The following is a 381-nucleotide window of genomic DNA, read 5'->3' on the forward strand; positions in this document are numbered from 1 at the left end:
TCTAGCGTCTAAGACACACGGTCCTCACGGACCATATGTGAAATTAATTGGTTTGATGTCTTGATGAATCTTCAGTTTTCAAGGAACAAAGTGGAGCCTAGCGGGATCGAACCGCTGACCTCCTGCGTGCAAGGCAGGCGCTCTCCCAGCTGAGCTAAGGCCCCATATAGGAATTCTCAAAAAAATGGTGGGCCTAAGTGGACTCGAACCACCGACCTCACGCTTATCAGGCGTGCGCTCTAACCAGCTGAGCTATAGGCCCTCATATTTTGATTGTCGAGAGATTTGGTCTCTCAAAACTGAACGATGGGCAATGCCACATGGGCATTTTCCTTAGAAAGGAGGTGATCCAGCCGCACCTTCCGATACGGCTACCTTGTT

The 381-nt window shown here is 49.9% G+C and carries 2 tRNA genes; both read right to left on the bottom strand.

The annotated features are described in order from the left end of the window. Positions 1-91: 91 nt before the first annotated feature. A tRNA-Ala gene (locus KNP79_RS15660) sits at positions 92-164 on the bottom strand. A gap of 21 nt (positions 165-185) precedes the next feature. Further along, positions 186-262: transfer RNA gene (locus tag KNP79_RS15665), tRNA-Ile, on the bottom strand. Positions 263-381 lie beyond the last annotated feature (119 nt).

It is taken from the genome of Exiguobacterium sp. s7 (assembly GCF_018618195.1).
Lineage (GTDB): Bacteria > Bacillota > Bacilli > Exiguobacteriales > Exiguobacteriaceae > Exiguobacterium > Exiguobacterium mexicanum_A.